Source organism: Saccharopolyspora sp. 6V, from assembly GCF_020176785.1.
GTDB classification, from domain to species: domain Bacteria; phylum Actinomycetota; class Actinomycetes; order Mycobacteriales; family Pseudonocardiaceae; genus Saccharopolyspora_C; species Saccharopolyspora_C gregorii.
In genome coordinates, this window is record NZ_JAIUKB010000224.1 from 1 (window position 1) to 3,353 (window position 3,353).

The window sequence follows — 3,353 nt, forward strand, 5'->3', positions numbered from 1 at the left end:
CCCCCCCGCCCGCGTCTTTTTGTCTCGCCCCCCCCCCCCCCCCCGCGCGGGGGGGGGGGGGGTGGGGGCCCCCCCCCCCCCCGCCGGGGGCCCCCCCCCCCGGGGGGGGCCCCCCCGGCCCCCTTTTTTTTCGTGTGTCCCGTCGGGGGACCTCGGCACCGGGTCCAGCGGGTGGGGCGTTGGGGTGCGGGTGGTGGGGCCTGGTCTTCGACGATGGCATGACGCCACCCTCTGGCTACCGGCCCCGTTGTCCCGCTTGCAGGCCGCAACGCCTCCCGTTCGCATCTTCGACGACGTTCCTCCCAGGCGAACGGCCGAACGTGCGCTGAACCTCGCCCCGCCGGCGAAGTCGCCCCCGCGCGCCAGCGGACATTCCCACGCACCGACGAAGCGGCCGGCTCGAACGACGCGCCTCCAGGCCGCATTCACTGCTAATAGCCGCACTTGAACAACGAGCAGGAAAAAGCCCCGGTGCCGTGCCGCAGCACCGGGGCTTCACCAGGACGAAGCGGAGAACCGCAGCTCAGCCCCCGCGCCGCCGCAGCAGCTCGAAGCAGAGCACCGCGGCCGCGCTGGCCACGTTCAACGATTCGACACCACCCCGCATCGGGATGGCGAGCCGCTGCGCGATGCGGGTACCGACCTCTTCGGAGAGCCCCGCCGTTTCGCTGCCGAGCACGAACGCGGCCCGAGAACCGAAGTCGGCTTCGAAGATGCTCTCCGCCCCGGTGGCCTCCAGCGCGTACAGCGGATAGCCGGCGTCGGTGAGCATCTCGGCGGCATCCCCGGCGGTGGTGCAGCGCAGTACCGGCGCGTGGAAGGCGACGCCGGCGGAGGCCTTGATGACGAGCGGGTCCAGCCCGGCGACGCCGCGGTGCGGAACGATGATGCCGTCGATGCCCGCGGCCGTGGCGGTCCGCAGGATCATGCCGACGTTCGCGGGCGTGGTGAGCCCGTCCAGCAGCAGGACCTGCCGCGGGGCGGTAGCCGGGTCGTCGAGGGCGTCGGCCAGCGGGCGCATCTTCCGCGCCACCACGTCGGCGAGCACGCCCTGGTCGTGCCGCCCGTTGCCGGCGAGGACCTTCACCCGGTGCGCGCTGGCGCGCTGCACCTTCACCGCGCGGTCGGCGGCGGCTTCCTTGATCTCGTTGATCGCGGGGCCGCCGATGCCCTCGGCGATGATCACCTTGTCGACGCGCAGGTCCAGGTCGGACAGCGCCTCCAGGACCGGTTTCCGGCCGTAGACGGTGACGAACCGATCTTTGGGTGAGGTAGTGCTGGTCACGCGGTCCAGTGTCACACGAGGCGACGCGACCGCTCTGAGCAGGCCGATGGTGTGCCAGTATCGCGGGCATGCCCGATCGCCTCTCCGCACTCGACGCCTCGTTCCTGTACCTGGAGGACCACACGACGCCGATGCACGTGGGTGGGGTGGCGGTGTTCCGCAGGCCGCGCAGCGGGTTCGAGTACGACCACGTGCTCTCGATGATCGATCGCAGGCTGGCGATGGTGCCGCGGTACCGGCAGAAGGTGCGGCAGTTGCCGGGGAAGCTGGCGCGCCCGGTGTGGGTGGACGACCAGGACTTCGACATCACCTACCACGTGCGCCGGTCCGCGTTGCCGAAACCGGGCAAGGACGAGCAGCTGCACGAGCTGGTGGCCCGGTTGATGTCCCGCAAGCTGGACCCGGAGCGCCCGTTGTGGGAGTTGTACCTGGTGGAGGGCTTGTCCCGAAGCCGGGTCGCGGTGATCACCAAGACGCACCAGGCGATGGTGGACGGGATCGGCGCGCTCGACATCGGGCAGGTGATCTTCGATCGGTCGACGTCCCCGGAGCGGCAGGAGGTCGAGGACCTGTGGATGCCGCGGCCGGAGCCGAGCCCCGCGCAGCTGGTGCTGGAGGCGGTGACGGAGGCGGTGCAGCGTCCGGGCGAGGTGGTGGAGAACGCCCGCTCGGCGGTCGGGGACGTGGCGGCGACGGTGCGGAAGGTGACCGGGGCGCTCGGCGGTCTCGCCTCGGCGGTGCGGGCCGCGGCGGTGCCCACCCCGGGCGGGCCGCTGAACGGGCCGACGTCGACGCAACGCCGCTTCGCGGTGGCCAGGGCGAAGCTGGACGACTTCCGCGCGGTCCGGCAGTCGCACGGTGGCACGGTGAACGACGTGGTGCTGGCGGTGGTGGCGGGGGCGCTGCGGAACTGGCTGCTGTCCCGGGGCGAGGTCGTGTCGGGTTCGACGACGCTGCGCGCGATGGTGCCGGTGTCGGTGCGCGGTGCGGATTCCGGTGGCGCCGACGAGGTTTCCGGGGCGGACGGCAACCGGGTGGCGGCCTACCTGGTGGACTTGCCGGTGGGGGAGCCGAGCCCGGTGCTGCGGCTGCACCACATCAGCCACGCGTTGCGAGCGCACGCCGAATCGGGCCGCTCGGTGGCGGCGGAGGCCTTGGTGGGCGTGTCCGGTTTCGCCCCGCCGACGCTGCACGCGTTGGGGGCGCGGGTGGCCAACGGCTTCTCGGACCGGTTGTTCAACGTGCTGGTGACGAACGTGCCGGGCCCGCAGGTACCGCTGTACGCGGCGGGCGCGAAGATGACGGAGATGTTCCCGGTGGTGCCGCTGGCGAAGAACCAGTCGCTGGCGATCGGGGTGACCTCCTACGACGGAGGGGTGTACTTCGGCCTGAACGGGGACCGGGACGCCATGTCCGATGTGGACGTGCTCGCGGCCATGATCGGGGAGTCAGTGGAAGAGATGATCGGGACGGTCGACGGATGAGGGTTTACCTGCCCGCCACGGTGCGCATGACGCGCGGCCTGGTGGAGGACCAGCAGATCCAGCCGCTCAGCGGCACCGGTTTCGCGTTGACGCCCGCGCTGCGGGAGTCGTACGCGGCGGGGGACACCGAGGAGCTGGAGTACGCCGCGATGCGCGAGGCCGCGCGGGCCTCGTTGCGGCTGATCGCGAGCGAGCTCGCGGAGGACGAGAAGGCGGACCTGCGCCGGGTGGTGATCTCCGCCGACGTCGAGGACGTGGCGCTGCGCCCGGACCTGGACCACGCGGTGGTGCGGCTGTCCGGGCCGGTGCCGTGGAAGAAGGTCGCGGCCGTGCACGTGGACTCGCCGGACGCGGAGGACGCGGTGCGCGCCGCCGCCGGCGTGATCGACTCGGCGGACCTGGGGGACCCGGACGCGGAGTTCGTGCTGGGCGAGGCCGAGGACCACGAGCTGTCCTGGTACGCGCCGCAGGAGGTTCCGTTCCTGCTGGAACTGATGTGACCCGGGCGGGGGGGGGGGGGGGGGGGGGGGGGGGGGGGGGGGGGGGGGGGGGGGGGGGGGGGGGGGGGGGGGGGGGGGGGGGGG

The 3,353-nt window shown here is 72.8% G+C and carries 3 protein-coding genes; 2 read left to right on the forward strand and 1 reads right to left on the reverse strand.

Going from position 1 to position 3,353, the window contains the following annotated elements; translation table 11 throughout:
* Positions 1–523: 523 nt before the first annotated feature.
* Positions 524–1,285 carry an RNA methyltransferase gene (locus LCD35_RS29585; RefSeq protein WP_225045313.1) on the reverse strand — a complete coding sequence of 254 codons (762 nt, stop codon included), beginning with the start codon at positions 1,283–1,285 and terminating at the stop codon, positions 524–526.
* Positions 1,286–1,353: 68 nt separating this feature from the next.
* Here LCD35_RS29585 and LCD35_RS29590 point away from each other — a divergent pair, with 68 nt between their 5' ends.
* Positions 1,354–2,769 (forward strand): wax ester/triacylglycerol synthase family O-acyltransferase, encoded by a 1,416-nt coding sequence (locus tag LCD35_RS29590; protein ID WP_224960507.1) that lies wholly within the window; start codon positions 1,354–1,356, stop codon positions 2,767–2,769.
* The gene (locus LCD35_RS29595; protein ID WP_224960506.1) at positions 2,766–3,269 is read left to right on the forward strand and encodes a hypothetical protein; all 504 of its coding nucleotides are present in this window, start codon (positions 2,766–2,768) and stop codon (positions 3,267–3,269) included. The genes LCD35_RS29590 and LCD35_RS29595 overlap by 4 nt, the downstream gene beginning before the upstream one ends.
* The last annotated feature ends 84 nt before the right edge of the window (positions 3,270–3,353 follow it).